General features: G+C 65.8%; 11 protein-coding genes, 5 pseudogenes and 1 riboswitch. Of the genes and pseudogenes, 9 read left to right on the top strand and 7 right to left on the bottom strand.

Annotated features, from left to right (window positions below; translation table 11 throughout):
- Nucleotides 1-54: 54 nt before the first annotated feature.
- Nucleotides 55-537, bottom strand: a pseudogene (locus CSW59_RS01200) (CinA family protein).
- Nucleotides 538-573: 36 nt separating this feature from the next.
- A pseudogene (locus CSW59_RS01195) lies at nt 574-1,716 on the bottom strand (bifunctional 2-C-methyl-D-erythritol 4-phosphate cytidylyltransferase/2-C-methyl-D-erythritol 2,4-cyclodiphosphate synthase).
- A 99-nt stretch (nt 1,717-1,815) separates the two neighbouring features.
- On the opposite strand from CSW59_RS01195, the gene dusB reads away from it, so the two are divergent.
- The 8 genes and pseudogenes from dusB to hflX all read left to right on the top strand — a co-directional run bounded on the left by dusB (nt 1,816) and on the right by hflX (nt 11,676).
- Nucleotides 1,816-2,823: a tRNA dihydrouridine synthase DusB gene (gene dusB / locus CSW59_RS01190; RefSeq protein WP_099442324.1), complete on the top strand. Its 1,008-nt coding sequence runs from the start codon at nt 1,816-1,818 to the stop codon at nt 2,821-2,823.
- Nucleotides 2,820-3,950, top strand: a complete 1,131-nt coding sequence (locus CSW59_RS01185; protein ID WP_099442323.1) for a nitrogen regulation protein NR(II) — start codon at nt 2,820-2,822, stop codon at nt 3,948-3,950. The genes dusB and CSW59_RS01185 overlap by 4 nt, the downstream gene beginning before the upstream one ends.
- A 2-nt stretch (nt 3,951-3,952) precedes the next feature.
- On the top strand, nt 3,953-5,374 hold the full coding sequence (locus tag CSW59_RS01180) for a sigma 54-interacting transcriptional regulator (protein WP_013079109.1): 1,422 nt from the start codon (nt 3,953-3,955) through the stop codon (nt 5,372-5,374).
- A gap of 62 nt (nt 5,375-5,436) precedes the next feature.
- Nucleotides 5,437-7,680, top strand: a complete 2,244-nt coding sequence (locus CSW59_RS01175) for a PAS domain-containing sensor histidine kinase (protein WP_099442322.1) — start codon at nt 5,437-5,439, stop codon at nt 7,678-7,680.
- Nucleotides 7,677-9,061 (top strand): annotated as a pseudogene (gene ntrX / locus CSW59_RS01170) (nitrogen assimilation response regulator NtrX). The gene CSW59_RS01175 and the pseudogene ntrX overlap by 4 nt, the downstream one beginning before the upstream one ends.
- Nucleotides 9,062-9,925 (top strand): D-amino-acid transaminase, encoded by an 864-nt coding sequence (locus tag CSW59_RS01165; protein ID WP_099442321.1) that lies wholly within the window; start codon nt 9,062-9,064, stop codon nt 9,923-9,925.
- 156 nt (nt 9,926-10,081) lie between these two features.
- Nucleotides 10,082-10,330, top strand: coding sequence for an RNA chaperone Hfq (hfq, locus tag CSW59_RS01160; protein ID WP_013079113.1), 249 nt, complete (start codon nt 10,082-10,084; stop codon nt 10,328-10,330).
- Nucleotides 10,331-10,335: 5 nt separating this feature from the next.
- Nucleotides 10,336-11,676 carry a GTPase HflX gene (gene hflX / locus CSW59_RS01155; RefSeq protein WP_099442320.1) on the top strand — a complete coding sequence of 447 codons (1,341 nt, stop codon included), beginning with the start codon at nt 10,336-10,338 and terminating at the stop codon, nt 11,674-11,676.
- On the opposite strand, the gene mazG is transcribed toward hflX, so the two are convergent.
- From mazG to cobU, 5 genes and pseudogenes are all read right to left on the bottom strand, one after another.
- The gene (mazG, locus tag CSW59_RS01150; protein ID WP_099442319.1) at nt 11,673-12,503 is read right to left on the bottom strand and encodes a nucleoside triphosphate pyrophosphohydrolase; all 831 of its coding nucleotides are present in this window, start codon (nt 12,501-12,503) and stop codon (nt 11,673-11,675) included. The two genes, hflX and mazG, sit on opposite strands and share 4 nt — an antisense overlap.
- Nucleotides 12,463-13,860 (bottom strand): MFS transporter, encoded by a 1,398-nt coding sequence (locus CSW59_RS01145; RefSeq protein WP_099442318.1) that lies wholly within the window; start codon nt 13,858-13,860, stop codon nt 12,463-12,465. The genes mazG and CSW59_RS01145 overlap by 41 nt, the downstream gene beginning before the upstream one ends.
- A gap of 246 nt (nt 13,861-14,106) precedes the next feature.
- Nucleotides 14,107-14,226: pseudogene (locus tag CSW59_RS21700) on the bottom strand (hypothetical protein); the annotation flags it as partial.
- Nucleotides 14,227-14,376: pseudogene (locus tag CSW59_RS21695) on the bottom strand (hypothetical protein); the annotation flags it as partial.
- A 227-nt stretch (nt 14,377-14,603) separates the two neighbouring features.
- A complete protein-coding gene (gene cobU, locus CSW59_RS01130) occupies nt 14,604-15,122 on the bottom strand; it encodes a bifunctional adenosylcobinamide kinase/adenosylcobinamide-phosphate guanylyltransferase (RefSeq protein WP_099442316.1) in 519 nt (172 codons plus the stop codon).
- 36 nt (nt 15,123-15,158) lie between these two features.
- Nucleotides 15,159-15,349: riboswitch (cobalamin riboswitch) on the top strand.
- A 138-nt stretch (nt 15,350-15,487) separates the two neighbouring features.
- Here cobU and CSW59_RS01125 point away from each other — a divergent pair.
- Nucleotides 15,488-17,437 (top strand): TonB-dependent siderophore receptor, encoded by a 1,950-nt coding sequence (locus tag CSW59_RS01125; RefSeq protein ID WP_099442315.1) that lies wholly within the window; start codon nt 15,488-15,490, stop codon nt 17,435-17,437.
- The last annotated feature ends 6 nt before the right edge of the window (nt 17,438-17,443 follow it).

Genomic DNA, 17,443 nt, shown 5'->3' with positions numbered 1-17,443 from the left:
AAACACTTAGAGCGTGACCCGTGCCGAAACCGGTTCCACTTTCGGCGTCACGCTCTAGCCCACCGCCTCGCGCAGCATTTCCAGCGCTGTGACGATCGCCGCAAGCTGCACAGCCTCTCGCGTGTCGCCCAGGAACCGTTCGTGGCGATGGATGACCGAGCGATTGGCGCGAGCCACGGCGAAATGGACTGTGCCAACAGGTTTCAGCGGCGTGCCGCCGCCAGGACCAGCGACGCGGTGATCGCGACGCCACATGCCGTTGCTCTCGCGAACGCGCGCCTTCGGCCATCATGCGGGCCACGGCTCTGAGACCGCGCCATGTCGGCGATCAGGTCGCCAGGAACCCCAGCATCTCGGACTTGGCGCGATTGGTATAGGTAACAAAGCCTCGATCGAAGACGTCGGAAGCTCCGGGATCGCGCAGACGGCTCCCGCGACGAACCACCGGTGCAGCTTTCCGCCGTGACGATGCGCAAGGACGGCCACGCGCCTCGTCTATCAGCAGGCGGGCCAGGGTCCAATTTCCAGCGGGAACATGCAAGTCTCCGTCTTCGCGCCGTTAGCCTAACCTGTTCAGGCCGGAGTCTCGACCGATACGACGGCGGAGGCGGCCAGGCCCTCGCCGCGCCCGGTGAAGCCCATCTTCTCGGTCGTGGTTGCCTTGACGCTGACCCGGTCGACCGGGAGGTCCAGGATTTCCGCCAGTCGTTCGCGCATGCTTGGCGATGGGGTTTGATCTTGGGACGCTCGCAGATCAGCGTCACGTCGACATTGACCAGCGCGCCGCCCTTGGCGGTCACGAGCTCGGCGGCGTGCTTCAGGAACTGGTCCGACGCCGCGCCTTTCCACTTGGGATCGGTCGGCGGAAGTGATCTCCGATGTCGCCTTCGCCGATCGCGCCAAGAATGGCGTCGGTCAGGCGTGCAGGCCCGCGTCGGCGTCCGAATGGCGATCAGGGTTTCATCGTGCTTGATCGCGACGCCGCAGAGCCAGACTTCCTCGCCCGGTCCCAGCGATGGGCGTCAAAGCCCTGGCCGACACGGGTGATGCGCGCGGCGCCGGCGAGACGTTCAGCCATGGCGAAATCCTCTGGTAGGTCAGTTTCATCAGTAGCGGGTCGCCCGGGGCGATCGCCACGCGTCCGCCAGCAGCCTCGATCAGCTGGACATCGTCGGTGGGCTCGCCGCCTAGCCAGGCGGCATAGGCGTCGACAAAGGTCTGGCGGCGGGCGGCCTGGGGCGTCTGAGCACGCCATAGGTTCGCACGAGAGGTCGTCACCGGGTTCTGGTCGGGTTCGGCGCGCTTCAGGGTGTCGGCGACGGGGAGGGCGGGCAGGGCGGCGTCGGCGTCCTTGAGCGCCTGGAGCACGTCGTGAATTGTTTTCTGGCTGAGCAGGGGGCGGGCCGCGTCATGGATCAGCGTCGGCTCCTCCCTCGGTCGGTGGGCGAGGGCGGCTAGTCCGGCCTGGACTGAGAGCGCCCGGGTCGCGCCGCCACGCGCCGATCGCCAATCCGTAAGTCCATGAAGAACGCTTGGTAGGGCCGCTTCGCCGTCTTCCGTCGTCACGATCACGACGTCGGACGCGCCAGCGGCGAGGAAAGCCTCGACCGACCACCTCAAAACGGGTTTTCCGGCCAACATACGCCATTGCTTTGCCTGGCCTGGTCCGGCCCGGGTTCCCGAGCCAGCAGCGACGATTACGGCGGAGAAGGTCATAGGGGCTGTTTAGTCGGACGACGGCCTATGTCCAGTCGATCCGGGCTTTACTGCGCCGCACAATGTGCCTAAAAAGAATGCTACGGGGATGATCAGAAAATGAGCAACAAGCTCGAGGTCGGCGGGATTAGCGTCCCTGGTCGGGTGTGGATTGCGCCTATGACCGGGGTCTCTGACCTGCCCTTCAGAGAAACGGCCACGGCGCTCGGCGCGCCCTATGTGGCGACGGAGATGGTGGCCAGCGCGGAGTTCGCGAGGGGGCGTCCCGACGTCGTCCGCCGCGCGGCTGTCGGCGAAGGCTTGCCGCTGACCGTGATCCAGCTGGTCGGCCGCGATATCGACTTCATGGCCCAAGGCGCGCGAATGGCCGCGGAGGCCGGCGCCGAGATCATTGACCTGAATTTCGGATGCCCTGCCAAAGAGGTCGCCGCCGGCGCGGCTTGTGGTTCGGCCCTGATGCGCGAGCCTGACCTGGCCGAGGCCCTGGTCGCGGCGGCCGTTGAGGCGGTAGACGTCCCGGTGACGGTCAAGATGCGGCTTGGCTGGGATGATGCTAGCCGAAACGCGCCGGAAATCGCCGCGCGCGCCGAAGCGGTTGGCGCGAAAGCTATCACTGTCCATGGCCGTACGCGTAACCAGTTCTACAAGGGCGTCGCTGACTGGTCCGCCGTCGCCGGGGTCAAGAAGGCCGTGTCAGTGCCGGTGCTAGTTAATGGCGACATCGTCGATGGCGAGAGCGCTCGGCTGGCCCTTGAGCAATCCGGCGCTGATGGGGTGATGATCGGGCGCGGCGTCTATGGGCGTCCCTGGATCGCTGGAGCGATCGAAGCCGCCTTGGACGGGCGCGGCTTCGTTGAGCCCGACGCCGAGGAACGTCTGGCGATCGTGATCACCCACTTCCGTCGCAGCCTGTCATTCTATGGCGAACGGCTGGGCCTGAAGATGTTTCGCAAGCACCTGGCTTCGTACATCGAGGCCGCGCCTTGGCCCGAGACGAGCGAAGCGCGCCGCGTCGCGCGCGCCACCCTGTGCCGCCTAGAGGATCCCGCCGCCGTGGAGGCCGCTCTGCGCGACCTCTGGCTGGCGGGCGGGAGATTAGCCGCATGACCGACCGAGCCCGCGTATTGGGCGGTGTCGCCGCCGACGCTTTGAAGTCCGCGGCCTTCGATCTCAGTCCCGAACCCGCGCTCGTGGTGGATCGCGAGGGCGGCCTCGTCGCTGTCAATGAGGCGGCAGAGGCGCTGTTTGGCCACGGCCTTTCTCTTCTGGCGCGGGGACGCTTCCGGGCTGCCTTGCCGCCGGGCTCGGTGCTCGTCTCGTTGCTCGACCGGGCCATCTCTGAAGGCGCGCTCGTCCGCGAGCACGGTGTCGAGGTCAACCTGTTCGGACAGCCGCCTTTCGAGGCGGACGGCGCGGCGGCGCCGCTGGGCGACGGCTCGGTCCTGCTTACGCTGCATGTCAAAGGCGTTTTGGGTATTGATCGGGGAGCGGACACTGCGGGCCTCCGGTCGGTCGTGGGCCTGGGCAAGATGCTTGCCCACGAGATCAAGAACCCGCTGGCGGGTATCCGCGGCGCCGCGCAACTGCTGAAGACCGGCGCCAGCGCCGTGGACCAGCCGCTGGCGCAGCTTATCGTCGACGAGACCGACCGCATCCGCCGTCTGGTCGATCGCATGGAAGCGTTTTCGGATGACGCTCCGACACCGCGCGAACCGGTCAATATCCACCAGGTTCTGGACCGCGTCCGAGCCCTGGTCGCGAATGGGGTCGCCGACGGCTTGCAGCTCAAGGAGAGCTACGATCCTTCGCTCCCTCCGGTATGGGGCGATGAGGACCACCTGATCCAGATTTTCCTGAACCTGACCAAGAACGCGGCCGAGGCGGCGCACATGCGGGGTGACGGGCGAGGAGCGATCTCGATCCACACCGCCTGGAGACCCGGCGTCCGAGTTCGCGGTGCTGACGGCAAGTCTACGAGTGGAGCGCCGATCGAGGTGCGGGTTGTCGACAACGGACCTGGCGTTCCGACCACCCTGCGCGATCACCTCTTTCAGCCGTTCGTGACCACCAAGGCCAATGGCACCGGTCTTGGCCTTGCGCTTGTGACCAAGCTGGTCACCGCCCACGGAGGTCTGATCGACTTCGAGTCTGAGCCTGGCCGCACCGTTTTCCGCGTGCTGCTGCCCATCGCGCCTCAAAATGGCGCTGCCGATACTGTTTCCGGAGACGCGTGAGTATGAACGCCGCGAGCAAGAAGATCCTGATCGCCGACGACGACAGCTCGGTCCGCCTGGTGCTCAGCCAAGCCTTCACGCGGCTGGGCTACCAAGTGCGCGCCACCGGCAACGCCACCACGCTACTCAAGTGGGTCACCGACGGCGAGGGCGACCTTGTCGTCACCGACGTGATGATGCCCGACGAGAACGTCTTCGACGTATTGCCGCGCATCCGCAAGGAACGTCCGAAGCTGCCGATCATCGTGATGAGCGCGCAGAATACCCTGCTTACCGCGGTCAACGCGGCGGACGCAGGAGCGTTCGAGTATGTCTCCAAGCCCTTCGATCTCGACGACGTAACGGCCGCCGCTCGGCGAGCCCTGTCGCGACCGGCGGATACGGAAGCGTCCAAGGCTCAGGCGCGCGCCATGCGTGATGAGCGCCTGCCGCTAATTGGTCGCTCGGCGCCGATGCAGGAGGTCTATCGCACGATCGCTCGCCTCGTTGGCGCAGACCTAACGGTCCTGATCCTGGGTGAGAGCGGCACCGGTAAAGAGCTGGTGGCCCGGGCGCTGCATGAGCTGGGACGCCGGCGCGACGGAAAGTTCGTTGTCCTGAATCTCGCCGCCGTGCCGCGCGAGCGGGTCGAAGTTGAGCTGTTCGGACGGGGCGAGGGCGACAATGGCCGCCTGGTCGAGGCTGATGGCGGGACCCTGTTCCTGGACGAGATCGGGGACATGCCGCTCGACGCTCAAACCCGTCTGCTGCGCGTGATCGACGGCACCGAACCGGTGATCAACCCCAAGACCGGTCGCCGACCAAACGTGCGGATCATCGCCGCGACAAACCGCGATCTGCGGGGTCTGATCCAGCAGGGCCTGTTCCGCGAGGACCTGTTCTTCCGCCTCAACGTGGCGCCGGTTCGCTTGCCGCCGCTACGCGACCGCGCCGAGGACATTCCGGATCTGGCGCGAACCTTCCTGTTGCGTGCGGCGCGGGAAGGTCTTCCCGCTAAGACAATCGACCAGAGCGCGTTGGACAGACTGAAGAGCTATCCGTGGCCCGGCAACGTGCGCGAGCTTGAGAATCTGATGCGCCGCATGTGCGCCCTCTACGCCGAGGAGCTGATTACCGCACGTATCGTCGATCGCGAGCTCCAGGACCACACGCCCGCAGTGCGGTCCGAGGAAGGGCCTGTCACGCTTTCGACCTTAGTCGAGCGGCACCTGGCTTCGCACTTCGCAGATCAGCCTGATGGGGTGCCGCCGCCTGGGCTATACGACCGAGTGCTGCAGGAAATCGAGCGGCCGCTGATCCAGCTGACCCTGTCGGCCACGCGGGGCAATCAGGTGCGCGCGGCCGAAATCCTGGGACTCAACCGCAATACCCTGCGCAAGAAAATTCAGGATCTTGGCGTGGAAATGACCCGAGGTCGTCGCTAGGCCTGAAGCATTCCTAGCACATAGCTGTTGAATTCAGGGCACACCCCCTTAAAATCAGGGTGATGGCTTCAGTGGCTTACGCGACGGGATCGGAAGCCCCGCCGACCCGGTTCAGCCGGGCCTGGTGGCGTGAGCTTTTGCGGTCGCGCTATCTGGTTTCGGGTGGCTATGTGCTGGCGGTCCTGCTGACCGTCGCCGGCGTCGCCCTTGCGTCTTCTCCGCCCAAGACCGACTCGATCAGCACAGCCAGCACGGTGATTCTCATCGTTCTGGGCTTCAATCTCGTCCTGATCCTTGGTGTGGCCACTATCGTTGGCCTGCGCCTCTATGATTTGATCGACGCCCGCGCCAGCGACGAGGGCGCCCGGCTGCATTTGCGTTTCGTCGGCCTTTTCTCACTCGCCGCCGTGGCGCCAGCGGTCATCGTGGCGCTGTTTTTTGGCGTGCTGGTCAATCGGGGCGTGGATGGCTGGTTCAGCCAGAAAGTCCAGACCGTGGTCGGCAATTCGGCCAAGGTCGCCAACTCGTACGTTGAGCAGCAGAAGAACTACATATCGGAGCACATCGCTCCGATGGCTGCGGATCTGAACCGGGCAGCGCCGGCGATGTCTCAGTCGCCGGTGGCGTTCGGTCACTTTCTGGCGGGCGTGATGGAGGACAATGGCTTCTCGGCCGCTTACGTGCTGGACCGCGACGGTCGTATCTTGGCGCGCGCCGAGACAGCCGCTGCGCCGCCGTTCTTGGCCCCACCTCCATCCAGCTATCAGGCCACCGACAGTGGCGAGGTCAGCGCCCAGCGCTTTGTCTCAAACGACCTTTTTCGAGCGCTCTACAAGCTGAGAGCGTTTCCCGACGGCTATCTGTACGTGGTGCGGCCGATCGAACAGGGCATTCTGAGTCACCTGATCGAGACCCAGGACGCTCTCTTGTCGTATCGCGACGCCGAGCGGAGCCGGGGGCGAATCCAGGCGATCTTCGCCCTCAGCTATCTGGAAACCGCGCTGCTCGTCCTGGTCGCGGCGATTTGGGTCGGCATCGCCGCCGCAAACTCGATCGCCGGCCCGGTCGCCGACCTGGTTGAGGCGGCGGGACGCGTCTCCAGCGGCGACCTGGACGCACGGGTGGGAGCAGGTTCCGGTCCTGAAGAAATCCGCGCGCTGTCAAACGCCTTCAACATGATGACCAGTGAGTTGCAGCTGCAGCAGGCGGCTCTGAAGGCGGCCAGTCTCGACGCCGAGAGCCGTCGGCAATTCATCGAGACAGTGCTCTCCGGCGTCAGCGCGGGCGTCGTCAGTCTGGACGAGCTGGGCAGGGTCTCGGCCGTCAATCGCCGCGCCACCGCCTTGTTAGGCCTGCCCGATGATGCGCTGGGCGTCGACCTGATAGAGCTTGCGCCGGAGTTCGCGGTCGTCATGGAGGCGCTGCAAGAGAGCCGGCCGGATACGGACGTTGAGGTCGACATCATGCGCGAGGGCGAAACACGTCGCCTTCGCGTTCGGGCTGCGGGCCATGTGGCCGCTGGATTGGTCCTCACCTTCGATGATATCACGCGCCTTGTCGCGGCCCAGCGAAACGCGGCTTGGAAGGACGTGGCGCGACGGATCGCCCACGAGATCAAGAACCCGCTGACGCCGATCCAGCTGTCCGCAGAGCGCCTGCGCCGAAAGTATCGCAAGGAGATCGCCAGCGATCTGGAGACCTTCGATCGCTGTACTGATACGATCATACGGCAGGTTGGCGATATCGGCCGCATGGTCGACGAGTTCTCGTCTTTCGCACGCATGCCCGCGCCTCGTTTCGCGCCAGCCAACCTGACCGAGATGCTGCGCCAGGCCGTCTTCGCGCAGCGCTTCCAGGACGCCGAGATCGAGGTGAAGTTGGAAGAGCTCGGTGGCGGCGATATCTGGGTGACGTGCGATGAACGCATGATCGGTCAGGCGTTGACCAATATCCTCAAGAACGCCGGCGAGGCGGTCGGCGCGAGACGTCTTGTCGAACACGATCCGTCAGGACGGATCACCGCGACCTTGGTCGCTGACGGAGAGGACCTGTGTGTGACGGTCGAGGATAACGGCGTCGGTCTTCCCGCAAAGGACCGCGATCGTCTGACCGAGCCGTATGTGACGACCCGCGAGAAGGGCACCGGCCTTGGCCTGGCCATCGTCAAGCGGATCATGGAGGACCACGGCGGCAGCCTGGTCCTCACCGATGCGCGCGAGCCGCCTGGCGCTCGTGTAATCCTGAAGTTTCCGACGACCGCGCGTCTGCCCGCTGCGGCCCAAAGTGGCGTTGAGGAGATGATATGAGCGCCGACGTTCTGGTGGTGGATGACGAAGCCGACATCCGCGAATTGGTGGCCGGGATCCTTGAGGATGAAGGCTACGCCGTCCGCACGGCCGCCGACTCTGATCAGGCGCTTGCCGCGATCCGCGCGCGCAAGCCTGCCCTGCTGATCTTGGACATCTGGATGCAAGGCGGCGGCATGGACGGGCTTGAGTTGCTCGACATGGTCAAGGCCCTGGACGCGGATCTGCCGGTGATCATGATCTCGGGTCACGGCAACATCGAGACCGCCGTCAGCGCCATCAAGCGTGGCGCCTACGAGTTCCTGGAGAAGCCGTTCAAGTCCGATCGGTTGCTGCTAGTGGTCGATCGCTGGAAGCAGCGGGCCTGCGCAGGGAGAACCGCCGGCTCCGTACCCAGACGCTGGCGCCGGATGGCTTGATCGGCAAATCCGCGCCGGCGCAGGCTCTGCGGCAGCTGATCCTGAAGGTGGCTCCGGCCAACAGCCGCGTACTGGTATCCGGCCCGCCAGGCGCCGGCAAGGAACTGGTCGCGCGCTTGATCCACGGCGCCAGCACCCGTGCTCGTCAGGAGTTCGTCGCGGTCAGCGCTGCGGGCATGGCGCCCGAGCGTCTCGACGTCGAGCTGTTTGGCGAGGAAGGGGAGGGCGGTCGGCCCCGAAAGATCGGGGTGTTCGAACGCGCGCATGGCGGCACGTTGTACCTCGATGAGGTCGCCGACATGCCGCGGGAGACGCAAGGCCGAATCCTGCGAGTGCTGGTCGAGCAGCGGTTCCGCCGCGTGGGCGGCGACAATGATGTGCAGGTCGATGTCCGAGTGATTTCTTCCACATCGCGGGATTTGCGCGACGAAATCGCCGGCGGTCGGTTCCGTGAGGATCTGTTCCACCGTCTGAACGTCGTACCTGTGCGGGTTCCAGGCTTGGCTGAGCGGCGCGAGGACATCCCCGAGCTGATCAACTTCTTTATCGAGCGGATCAGTGAAGCCACCGGTCTTCAGCGCCGCCGCCTGGGCGAAGACGCCCTGGCCACGCTCCAGGTGCAGACTTGGCCAGGCAACGTCCGGCAGCTTCGCAACAATGTCGAACGCATGCTGATCCTCGCGTCTGGCGAGCCGGGCGACGTAATTACCGCCGAGATGCTGTCGGGCGGGGACCAGCCCAGCGCTGGCAACGCGGGCGCTATCGGCGCCGAGCGGATCATTGCCTTGCCTCTGCGCGAAGCTCGCGAGCTGTTCGAGCGTGAGTACCTGAACGCCCAGATTCTGCGGTTTGGCGGCAACATCTCGCGTACGGCCAACTTCATCGGCATGGAGCGTTCGGCCCTGCACCGCAAGCTAAAGTCTCTGGGTGTCGCAGGCGCTCGGGCGGAAGAGGAAGAGTAGATGTCGCGTTTCGCCTATGTGAATGGCCAGTTCGTGCGTCACGGCCAGGCCGCCGTTCACATCGAGGACCGTGGCTACCAGCTGGCTGACGGTGTCTACGAGGTTTGGGCCGTGTTTGACGGCAAGCTGGTCGACGCCGAGGGGCACTTCGCGCGTCTATGGCGGAGCTTGGATGAGCTGCGGATCGCCCACCCCATGAGCGAGGCCGCGCTGACCCTCGTGCTGCGCGAGGCCGTGCGGCGTAACAAGGTGCGCGAAGGTCTGGTCTATCTGCAGGTGACGCGTGGTGTCGCCCGGCGTGATCACGCCTTCCCGAGCCCCGCTGTGGCGCCGTCGGTAGTGATCACCGCCAAGTCGATCGACCGCGCGGCCACGAACGCCAAGGCTGAAAAAGGCGCCTCGGTGATCTCGGTCCCGGAGAACCGCTGGGCTCGCTGCGACATCAAGTCGATCGGCCTTCTGCCCAATGCTCTGGCCAAGCAATCCGCCCGCGAACGCGGCTCCATCGAGGCCTGGTTCGTCGACGAGATGGGCTTGGTGACCGAAGGCGCGTCGTCCAACGCCTGGATCGTCGACGCGGAGGGCGTCCTGCGTACACGCGACATCAACGCCAATATCCTGCGCGGCGTCACGCGCTCGACCTTGCTAGAAGTGATCCGCGAGGTCGGTCTGCCGATCAGCGAGAAGCCCTTCACGATCGCCGAGGCGCAGGCCGCCAAGGAGGCCTTCATCACGGGCGCGGGCTCGCTGGTGACACCGATCGTGCAGGTCGACGGCGTCAAGCTTGGGGACGGAACGCCGGGGCCGGTGGCAATACGGCTACGCCGCGCCTATATAGCCCGGGCACTCGAGAAAGCCGTTTGAAGCCTGAGCAATTTTCGCCAGGAGCGTCGGTTGGCCGCGTGACCTTGCGGAAATTTTCGCTAGCGACTTGTCGCTTTCGCCGAAAAATCATCTAGCATGGACTTGTTTGTGTGGGGGGCGTGTGGCCCTCCGTGAACAATGAGAGGGGAACCCCCGATGTCTGCCGAAAAGAAGCAAAACCTCCAGGACACGTTCCTGAACAGCGTGCGCAAGTCGAAGACGCCGCTCACCATTTTCCTGGTCAACGGTGTGAAGCTGCAGGGCGTGGTTAGCTGGTTCGACAATTTCTGCGTCCTGCTGCGTCGCGATGGCCAGTCTCAGCTGGTCTACAAGCACGCCATTTCCACCATCATGCCGGCGCAGCCTGTTCAGCTCTATGAGCCCAGCGCCGACTCCGACGACTGAGACGCTTGTCAAAATCCACATCCCGGTCGATTGACCACGCCGCGCCGATCCTGAAGGCGCTCGTCATCCATCCGGCGCGGCAACTGCGCGGTCAGGCGGCCTCCGAAGCCCGGGATCCCAATTCCCGGCTGGAGGAGGCTGTCGGCCTCGCGGTGGCGCTCGATCTCGAGGTCGTCGAGGCGCTGATCGCGCCTCTGCGCGCCGTCACGCCCGCGACCTTGTTCGGCAAGGGCAAGATCGAGGAGTTCGCTGGGATCTGCGAGGTCGAGCATATCGACGTCGCGGTGTTTGACGACCAGCTCACCCCGATCCAGCAGCGCAATCTCGAAAAGGCGCTGGAGGTGAAGGTCGTGGATCGTACGGGCCTGATCCTCGAGATCTTCGCCCGCCGAGCCCGCACCCGAGAGGGCAAGTTGCAGGTCGAGTTGGCCAGGCTCGACTACGAGCGCTCGCGCCTCGTGCGCACATGGACCCACCTGGAACGCCAGCGCGGCGGCACCGGCTCGACCGGCGGTCCTGGCGAAACTCAGATCGAACTCGACCGGCGCCTGATCCGCGACAACATTATTAAGCTCAAGAAGGAGCTCGATGAGGTGCGTCGCACGCGGACCCTGCATCGCAGCGCCCGCAAGAAGGTCCCGTATCCGACCGTCGCGCTCGTCGGCTACACGAACGCCGGCAAGTCCACGCTGTTCAACCGCCTGACCGCGGCCGAGGTGCTGGCCAAGGACATGCTGTTCGCGACGCTGGATCCGACCCTGCGCACCGTGAAGCTGCCCGACGGCCGGCCGGCGATCATGTCCGATACCGTCGGCTTCATCTCCGACCTGCCGCATGAGCTGGTCGAGGCTTTCCGCGCCACCCTCGAAGAGGTGCAGGAGGCCGATGTCGTGCTGCACGTCCGCGATGTCGCCAATCCCGACAGCGAGGCCCAGGCCCGCGACGTCCAGACGGTGCTGTCCGAGCTGGGCGTCACCCTGGACGGCGGCAAGATCGTGGTCGAAGTCTGGAACAAGATCGACCTGCTGGGCGAAGACGATCGTGAGATCGTCGAGGGCCAGGCGCGCCGGGTCGGCGCTTCGCCCGTGTCGGCCGTCACCGGCGAGGGCTGCGAGGCGCTGCTGCGCCGTGTCGGCGGCCTGATCGACGACTCCCCGCCGGTCGAGGTGCGCCTCGGCCCGCAGGACGGCCAAGCTCTAGCCTGGATCTATCGCAACGGCCGCGTGCTGGGCCGTCACGACGGCGAGGGCGGTGAGGTCATGCTGATCGCTCGGCTGGACGGACAGGCCTTGGGCCGGTTCGAGCGCCAGTTCCCCGAGGCGCGGATAGAGCCTGCAGCGAGCTAACCTGTCGCCTTCTCCGCCGCCTTGGCGTCGTTCCAGAGGGCGTCCATTTCGGCCAGGTCCGACTGCTCTGGTGTCTTGCCGCGTTCAGCCAGCCCCGCCTCGATGAAGGCGAAGCGGCGGGCGAACTTGGCGTTGGTGGCGCGCAGGGCGTCTTCCGGATCGACATCCAGTTTGCGCGCCAAGTTCGCGCAGACAAACAGGATGTCGCCTAGTTCCTCGCGCGCCTTGGCCATGTCGCCGGCCTCGATCTCGACCGCGATCTCCTCGGTCTCCTCGCGCAGCTTGGCCAGCACTTCGGCGGCCGTGGGCCAATCGAAGCCGACACGGGCGGCGCGCTTGGTCAGCTTCACCGCGCGGGTCAGGGCGGGCAGGCCGGTCGGCACGTCGTCCAGCACGCCGGTCTTGGCCTTGGCCTGACGCTCCTGGGCCTTCAGAGCCTCCCAGCCTTCGACCTGAGCCGAGAGGTCCTCATAGGCATGGTCGCCGAACACGTGCGGGTGACGGCGGATCATCTTGTCGGAGATCGCGGTGGCCACGTCCTTAAGGTCGAACGCCCCTTGCTCCTGCGCCATCTGCGAATGGAAGACGACCTGTAGCAGCAGGTCTCCCAGCTCCTCCTTCAGGTCCGACAGGTCGCCGCGCTCGATCGCGTCGGCGACCTCGTAGGCCTCCTCGACCGTGTAGGGCGCGATCGTGGCGAAGGTCTGCTCCAGGTCCCAGGGACAGCCGCCGTTGGGATCGCGGAGCTTCGCCATGATCTCGATCAGACGAAACAGCGGATGGTCTTCACTCGGCGGGGGCGACGAGGGCGCTGGCGTTAGGAGCATGGGGATCCGGTTCGGCTGAGGTCTTTGATGAGGCCTCAGCCGCTTCCCGCGCCGCGAGCTGGCGCTGGATTTCGGCGAGGCGTTCCGCATCCAGCGGATAGCGCATCATCACCGCCGCGACCATCAATCCGAGCACCGCCGGGGCGAAAGCGTAGAGTCCGACTAGCGCCGCGTCACCGGCGGCGGTCGGCGTCTTCGGATCGAAGCCCAGCGCCCCCAGGATGATGAAGACGCCCACGGCCAGAGCGTAGCCCAGCTTCAGGGTGCCCGTGACGATCGCATAGAGCAGGCCGGTCTTGTCCACGCCGGTGAGCAGCCGCTCTTCATCGCCGATGTCGGCCATCATGGAGCGAACCAGCAGCTGCGCGGCGGAGTAGGGCAGGCCGGCCAGGATCAGAATGACCATGCCCAGCACCACCTGGCCTGGAGGCATGAAGGCGGTCGCCAGTTGCACGAACGCGTAGACGACCGAAGCGACGGCCAGCGCCCGGTGCTTGCCGATGCGCTTGGCCAGCATGGGCCATAGCGGCGCGCCGGCCAGGGCGGCGATGAAATAGATCAGCAGCAGGATGCCGGACTGGGTCTTGTCGAAGCCCTTCATCCGCTCGAAGAAGAACAGGAACAGCGTACCGGCGATGCCGGGCGCCAGGCCCATCAGTAGATCTGCGATCAGCAGGCGCCGCACCGAGGGGCGGGCCAGCAGACCCACATACTGCTTGAGGCCGGTCTTGCCGTGTCTGGCCGGCGCGGCTGGCTCTCCGACCGTGGTCACCGCGAGCAGAACCGCGAGCGGCGCCAGCAGGACGATGAACCAGCCCATGGCGGCGATGCTGTCCAGGTGGTCGCCCTTGAACACGCCGGTCACGATCGGTGGCAGGCACAGCACCAGAATCATGCCCACGACGTTGGCGCCCTGCCACCAGGCGAAGACGCGCGAGCGCTGCTGGTAGTCGCTGGACAGGACCGCGCCCCAGGCGGTCTGCGACAGCACCACCATCGAATAGCCGACATAGATGAAGGCGAGCCAGAACCAGAGATAGAGAGCGCCCACGCCAGGCTGGGCCATGAACAGAGCATAGGAGCCGATGGCGATTACCGGCGCGCCGGCGGCCAGCCAGGGACGGAAGCGGCCGAAGCGCGACCGCGTATGGTCCATGAGACCGCCGAGCACCGGATCCAGAAGCATGTCGACCAGCTTCACAATCAGGAAGGCGGCGCCGACCGTGGTCAGGGAGAGGCCAAGCGACGTGACGTAGTATTCGGGCAGATAGACGACCAGCGGCAGGCCCATCGCCGCGATCGGGACAGCCGGCGAGGCGAACCTGGCCAGCGCCCATGACGATCTACGCTCCGTCATCGCTCAATCCTCCCGCGCCGTTGATCGCGTTTCGTACCTGGCCCGAGACAGCCATTTCAACAACAGTGCGAGTATTGTTCGCGAAGCGCTAGCCTGTTCTGTCACAGACGCACACCTTCGCCGCTTCACGCGATCGCTCGCTGAAGGGATGGAAAGGGACGCGGAGCGCCGGACATCCGTCCGGAGGATTGAAGTGTGTGTACCGTTTCGACGAAGCCCAACGCTCCGCGCGATCGTTATCCGCCAGCGTCCCGTCAGGTGGCCCTGTTCAGGCCTTACCGGGACCTGGGCTCCCTCGTTTCCGAGAGGCCCAGCGGTCGAAGAGGACGAGCCACTCCAGGCTAAGACACATCCCTTTGCCTCCAACCACGCCGACGGCGGGCGGGTCTGGCCAGCAACCAGATCCCCGGACCGTCCGAGTATCCCCCTCGAACCTGTCCCCGCTCAATCGCCCCCCGCCGCCGCAAATGGTCGCTGGCCATGCGCCCTTTCCTCGCGACGAGGTGAAGAGAGAATACGGCAGGTTTTGGAGGGGAGGATAAGTCGGCGCCAACGCCCGTCGAACGCCCCTTCTCCCCTTGCGGGAGAAGGTGGCCGCCGAAGGCGGTCGGATGAGGGGTTTCGCGGCCTAACCCTCTGCTTCGACAAGCCTATCCGACAGGTTCTTCAACCCCTCATCCGGCGCTGCGCGCCACCTTCCCCCGCAAGGGGAGAAGGATGGGCGCCCGTTCCCTGACGAGCCTTCATCCCTGCGGCTTCATCCGCAGCGGCAGTCCTGCAGCGACGAAATAGACCTCGTCCACGGCCGCCGCGAGCCGCTGGTTCAGCCGCCCGGCCTCGTCGCGGAAGCGGCGGCCCAGGGGTGTCTCTGGCACGATGCCCAGGCCCACCTCGTTGCTGACCAGCCAAAGGCGGGCGGGGCAGGCGGCGACGGCCGCAACCACCTCGGCGCACGCCGCCTCGACGTCTTGGTCGGCCAGCATCTGGTTCGAGAGCCAAAGGGTCAGGCAGTCGACCACGGCCATCGCATCGGCGGGGAGGGCGGCGATGGCCGACGAGAGCTCAAGCGGCGCTTCGACCGTGATCCATGATTCGCCGCGATCGGCCCGGTGGCGCGCGATGCGCTCGGCCATCTCGTCATCGAAAGCCTGGCCCGTAGCGACCAAGACCAGCCGCCCAGCTCCCGCCGCCTTTTCAGCGGCCTTTTGAGCGAAGCCGCTTTTTCCCGAGCGCGCGCCGCCCAGCACCAGGGTCACGGTCATGAAAGCTCCACATTGACGGTGTGCGACGCAGCATATAGGCCTTGCGACGCGTCAGGCTCCTCGAAAGAGGATTAAAAGGGAACGAGGTTCAAGGCCTCGGCTGCCCCCGCAACTGTTAGCGGCGAGTTCTAGCGCCATACGCCACTGGGGCCTTCGGGTCCTGGGAAGGCGGCGCCAAGAGCATTGACCCGCGAGCCAGGAGACCTGCCCGGCGCAGTCGTTCATCGCTCGGCCGGGGTGCGCCGATCGAACGGGATTTCCCGAGAAGCGACAGTCAAAGGACCGCGCGACGGTCCGTGTCCGCGCGTGGTCCGCCTCGCGCGGGACGGCTTGGCGCGTGGGTCGTTCAGTAGGGGAAGTAAAACATGATCCGAGCGTTTCTGAGCTCCACCGCACTTGCCACCAGCCTGATCGCCGGCGCCGCTTTCGCCGATGACCAGAAGGCCCCCGAGGCCGACGTCGCCGGCGCGACCGGCGCCAACGGCGTCGCCGAACTCGTCGTCACCGCCACCCGCACCACCCAACCGATCGAGAAGGTCGGCGCGTCGGTGAGCGTCCTGACCCAGTCGGTCATCGAGGCCAGCCAGGCGATCTCAGTCGTCGAACTGCTGGCCCAGACGCCGGGCGTCAGCTTCACCCGCAACGGCGGTCCGGGCACGGCCACCGGCCTCAACATCCGCGGCGCCGAGACCCAGCACACCGTCGTGCTGATCGACGGGGTCAAGCTGAATGACCCGTCCTCGACGCAAGGCGGCTTCAACAGCGGCAACCTCCTGGTCGGCGACATCTCGCGCATTGAAATCCTGCGCGGCGCCCAGTCGACCCTATGGGGCAGTCAGGCCATCGGCGGCGTGGTCAACATCGTGACCGCCGAGCCCACCACGCCGTTCTCCAGCTCGATCGACGCCGAGGCCGGCTCGCGCAAGACCGGCTATCTGCGGGCCGGCGTCGGCGGCGCTAGCGACAAGATCGTCTGGCGCGTGTCCGGCGGCTACTACACGACCGACGGCTTCTCGGCCTACAAGCCGGGCAAGGAGAAGGACGGCTACCAGAACTCAGGCCTGTCGGGCCGCCTGCGCGTGGCTCTCGCTGAAAACGTCTCGGCCGAGGTCCGCTCGGTCTACTCCAAGGGCAAGAACGACTTTGACGGCTTTGGCGTCGATAGCCCCGAGTTCGGCCGCACCGAAGAGCTGGTGATCTATACCGGCCTGAACTTCGGCCTGCTGGACGGCCGCTGGAACAACCGGGTCGGCTACGCCTACACCGACACCGACCGCGAAAACATCAATCCGGCCCGCCCCGCCGTGCCGCTGACTTTCGACGCGGCCGGCAAGAACAAGCGCTGGGAGTACCAGGGTGTCTTCGCGATCACCGAGACCGTGTCGGCCACCTTCGGCGCCGAGACGGAAAAGGCGCGGATGCGCACCCGCTCGCCGTCGACCAGCAACCCGAACCCGGCCTTCGCCACGGGCAAGGTCGGCGTCGACAGTCTCTACGGCCAGCTGCAAGCCGAGGTGGTTCCGGGTCTCACCCTAACCGCGGGCCTCCGCTACGAGGACCACGACACCTATGGCTCGCACACCCTGGGTCAGGCCTCGGCCGCCTGGGCGCTGAACGAGGGCAATACGGTCCTGCGCGCCAGCTTCGGCCAGGGCTTCCGCGCCCCGGGCCTCTACGAGCTGTTCAGCGAGTACGGCAACCTGAACCTCTCGCCCGAGGAGTTCGACAGCTGGGACGCCGGGATCGAGCAGCGCTTCCTGGGCGGCAAGGCCCGCGCCGTGGCCACGTGGTTCCATCGCGAAGCCGACAACGAGATCCGCTACTTCTCGTGCACGGGCGGCGCTGATCCGCTGTGCGCGCCGGGCGGCGTTTCGCGCTGGGGCTACTACAGCAACGTCCTGAAGACCAAGGCGCAAGGCCTTGAACTAATTGGAGAATACAAGCCGGTTGATGGCTTGGTCCTGTCGGGCAACTACACCTACACCGACGCCGAAACCGACTCCGGCTCGGCCAAGGGCAAGCAACTGACGCGTCGCCCGAAGAACATGGGCAATCTGTCGGCGACCTATGTCTGGCCGGTGAAGCTCTCGACCACCGTGGCGGTCCGTTATGTGGGCAAGACCTACAACAACGACCTCAACACCCAGGTGATGAAGGACTACACGCTCGTCGACCTGCGCGCGTCCTATCCGCTGAGGGACGGCCTGGAGGTCTTCGGCCGCGTCGAGAACGCGTTCGACAAGGACTACCAGACCATCCTGAACTACGGCACGCCCGGTCGCGGCGCCTTCGTGGGCCTGCGGGCCCGCTTCTAGAGCTCG

This window comes from Caulobacter sp. BP25 (assembly GCF_002737755.1).
Classification (GTDB): domain Bacteria; phylum Pseudomonadota; class Alphaproteobacteria; order Caulobacterales; family Caulobacteraceae; genus Caulobacter.
This window is presented reverse-complemented; position numbering and strand designations above follow the sequence as displayed.

Coding starts and splice junctions, on each gene's coding strand:
- dusB (WP_099442324.1), top strand. CDS start 1,816: ATGAGCAACAAGCTCGAGGTCGGCGGGATTAGCGTCCCTGGTCGGGTG.
- mazG (WP_099442319.1), bottom strand. CDS start 12,503: ATGCTCCTAACGCCAGCGCCCTCGTCGCCCCCGCCGAGTGAAGACCAT.
- cobU (WP_099442316.1), bottom strand. CDS start 15,122: ATGACCGTGACCCTGGTGCTGGGCGGCGCGCGCTCGGGAAAAAGCGGC.
- CSW59_RS01175 (WP_099442322.1), top strand. CDS start 5,437: ATGGCTTCAGTGGCTTACGCGACGGGATCGGAAGCCCCGCCGACCCGG.
- CSW59_RS01185 (WP_099442323.1), top strand. CDS start 2,820: ATGACCGACCGAGCCCGCGTATTGGGCGGTGTCGCCGCCGACGCTTTG.
- CSW59_RS01165 (WP_099442321.1), top strand. CDS start 9,062: ATGTCGCGTTTCGCCTATGTGAATGGCCAGTTCGTGCGTCACGGCCAG.
- CSW59_RS01145 (WP_099442318.1), bottom strand. CDS start 13,860: ATGACGGAGCGTAGATCGTCATGGGCGCTGGCCAGGTTCGCCTCGCCG.
- hfq (WP_013079113.1), top strand. CDS start 10,082: ATGTCTGCCGAAAAGAAGCAAAACCTCCAGGACACGTTCCTGAACAGC.
- CSW59_RS01180 (WP_013079109.1), top strand. CDS start 3,953: ATGAACGCCGCGAGCAAGAAGATCCTGATCGCCGACGACGACAGCTCG.
- CSW59_RS01125 (WP_099442315.1), top strand. CDS start 15,488: ATGATCCGAGCGTTTCTGAGCTCCACCGCACTTGCCACCAGCCTGATC.